The organism is Dokdonella sp., from assembly GCF_039926425.1.
Classification (GTDB): domain Bacteria; phylum Pseudomonadota; class Gammaproteobacteria; order Xanthomonadales; family Rhodanobacteraceae; genus Dokdonella_A.
In genome coordinates this window covers 1-2,972 of the sequence record NZ_JBDSWZ010000145.1, presented here as the reverse complement: position 1 = coordinate 2,972, position 2,972 = coordinate 1, and the positions used below count along the sequence as shown (strand labels likewise).

Sequence of the window (2,972 nt, the reverse complement as noted above, 5' to 3'; positions counted from 1 at the left end):
GTGTGGATCAGCGCGGGCTATCTGTTCGGACTCGCCTACCTCGCTTCGTTCATCACGTACCAGATCGCAAAGGCGTTCGCATGACGGCCATCCTCGTGCAGGCGTTGGTGATCCTGCTCGTCGTCGGCTGGAGCGCGCTGTTTGCTGTGCAGCGATTGCTGCCTGTCACGAGTCGCCGCGTGAAGGCGAGAATCCTCGACCGCGTCGACCAGCCGTCGTCGCCGGCATGGCTGCGTGGCATGGCGCGCCGCGCGCAGCCGACCAGTACCAGTGGCGGCAGTTGCGGCGATGGCTGTTCTGCTTGTGGCGGTTGCGCGGCGGCAGCGGCCAAACCGGTCGAGGCGCTTCCGCTGGTGTTCCGTCCACGGCTGAAGTCGTAGGCGCGCGCGATCCTTGCGCAAGTCGCTGGCGCTGGTCGATTGCGCAGCTAGAACGCTGGCGCTGGTCGATTGCGCAGCTAGAATGAGCGCATGGACCTGTTCACCCTGCATCGCGGCACGGCGCCGCTGCTGATCAGCCTGCCGCATGAGGGCACGCTGATTCCCGACGACATCGCTGCGCGCATGACGCCGGCCGCGCGGCGGGTTCCCGATACCGACTGGAACGTCGAACGTCTGTATGCATTTGCACGCGACCTTGGCGCGTCGATGATCGTGCCGGCCTATTCACGCTACGTCGTCGATCTCAACCGGCCGTCCGACAACGCGTCACTGTATCCTGGGCAGAACACGACGGGTCTGTGCCCGATCGTGCAGTTCAGCGGCGAGCCGATCTACCAGGTTGGCGAGGAGCCGCACGGCACCGAGATCGCTGATCGCGTCGCAGCGTACTGGACGCCTTATCACGACGCGCTTGCTGGCGAGATCGATCGACTGCGCCGCGCGCATGGCCGCGTCGTGCTGTGGGAGGGACATTCGATCCGCAGTGTGGTCCCGTTCCTGTTCGATGGGCGCTTGCCGGATTTCAACCTCGGCACGGCCGATGGAGCGAGTTGCTCCAAGGCGCTCGCGACCAGGCTTGTCGATGTGCTCGCCGCGCAGACACGCTTCACCCATGTCGCCAACGGCCGTTTCAAGGGCGGTTACATCACGCGGCAGTTTGGCCGCCCGGCTGACGGCGTCGAAGCGATCCAGCTCGAACTGACCCAGCTCAACTACATGGACGAAGAGACCTTCGAGTTCATGCCTGCGCGTGCGGCGGCGACCCAGGTCGTCATCCGGCGCCTGCTGGAAGAATGCCTGTAGGAGCGGCTTCAGCCACGATGCCTTTCGCGCGGCAGCAACATCGCCGCCGAAGCCGCAGCTACGCCGGATGCGACACGCGTCGTGGCTTCTCCAGCGCCGGCAGAAACCACGCGAGCAAGCCGATCGCCGGCAGGTACGCGCACAATCCGTAGACCGATTCGATGCCGATGTGGTCGGCCAGTTCGCCGAGCAGCGCGGCGCCGAGACCGCCCATGCCGAATGCGAACCCGAAGAACAGCCCGGCGATGACGCCGGTGCGTCCGGGCACGAGTTCCTGCGCGTAGACAATGATTGCGGAGAACGCGGATGCGAGCACCAACCCGATGACGATGGTCAGCATCGTCGTCCAGAAGAGGTTGGCGTGCGGCAGCAGCAGGGTGAACGGCAGCACGCCGAGGATCGATCCCCAGATCACGTAGCGGCGGCCGATGCGATCGCCGATCGGACCGCCCGCGAGCGTGCCCACTGCGACTGCTCCGAGGAACACGAACAGATGCAGCTGCGCATCCTGCGCGGTCAGCTGGAATTTCTCGATCAGGTAGAAGGTGTAGTAGCTCGACAGGCTGGCCAGGTAGAAATATTTCGAGAAGATCAATGCGCCGAGAATGGTCATGGTCGTCACGATCGTGCGGCGCGGCAGCGCCGACGCGGATACGACGTGGCGCACATTGCGCAGAGCGGGAATGCGCGCGCGGTACCAGCCGCCGATGCGCGTGAGCAGCGCCATCGCGAGCAGCGCCGCGATGGCGAACCAGGCGACACTCGATTGACCGCGCGGCATCACGATGAACGCGGCGAGCAGCGGGCCGATGGCCGATCCGACGTTGCCGCCGACCTGGAACAGCGATTGCGCGAGCCCGTGGCGTCCGCCCGACGCCATCCGCGCGATGCGTGAGGATTCCGGATGGAACACCGACGAACCGGAACCGACCAGTGCGGCGGCAAACAGCAGCATCGGAAAGGTCGCGGCGCGCGACAACAACAGCAGACCGGCGAGCGTGAAGCCCATGCCGATGGCGAGCGAGTAGGGCAAGGGCCGCTTGTCGGTGTAGATTCCGACAAACGGCTGAAGCAGCGACGCGGTGAGCTGGAACGTCAGCGTGATCAGTCCGATCTGACCAAAATCGAGCGCGAAGTTTTCCTTCAGCAGCGGATAGATCGCCGGCAGCAGTGACTGGATCAGGTCGTTAAGCAGGTGGCACACGCTCAACATCGCGAGAATCGGGAACGCGGTGCGCGCTGCGTCCTCTGCCGGCGTCATCGGTGCTGGCGCGGGATTCGCTGCAGGGGAGGTATCCGGCAGGGCTGTAGTCATGGGCGCATTGTACGATCGTCGAATCGCGCACTCCATCGCAAGTCGCGTTTCTCCTGAAAGACCCTCGCGCGAGTCGTCAGGAAAGGCCGTTCGCCGCCGATGTTTACCGTGAACGCGGGGATGAATGAATGCTGGCGATCGGCGCCCGGTCACATCCATCTGCGCGGTTGATTCTCCCGCACAGTCGAAGAGGCGCCAATCGTGGAGCGGACAATCAAGAGCGCCCCCTTGCGGCTTCGCCACCTTCCCCCGCTGCGCAGGGGAAGGAACAGCAGATACTCATCCGTTCACCCCATCCAAGCGGTGCTGACGATCAACGCATGTTGTCGTACGCAAGCGCGCTGTTCCGTCCGACGCTGGACGGAAGAAGGAACAGAAGATTCTCGTGCCTTCACGCCGACGATGCAGCGCTG

The 2,972-nt window shown here is 64.5% G+C and carries 3 protein-coding genes; 2 read left to right on the top strand and 1 reads right to left on the bottom strand.

What is annotated here, in order from left to right; genetic code table 11:
• The first annotated feature begins 80 nt into the window (after positions 1-80).
• Both ABIV12_RS08655 and hutG read left to right on the top strand, forming a co-directional pair.
• Positions 81-380: a DUF6587 family protein gene (locus ABIV12_RS08655; protein WP_348058294.1), complete on the top strand. Its 300-nt coding sequence runs from the start codon at positions 81-83 to the stop codon at positions 378-380.
• Positions 381-470: 90 nt separating this feature from the next.
• Entirely contained in the window at positions 471-1,244 is a 774-nt protein-coding gene (gene hutG / locus ABIV12_RS08650; protein ID WP_348058292.1) for an N-formylglutamate deformylase, read from the top strand.
• Positions 1,245-1,302: 58 nt separating this feature from the next.
• On the opposite strand, the gene ABIV12_RS08645 is transcribed toward hutG, so the two are convergent.
• Entirely contained in the window at positions 1,303-2,559 is a 1,257-nt protein-coding gene (locus tag ABIV12_RS08645) for an MFS transporter (protein WP_348058290.1), read from the bottom strand.
• Positions 2,560-2,972: the final 413 nt, after the last annotated feature.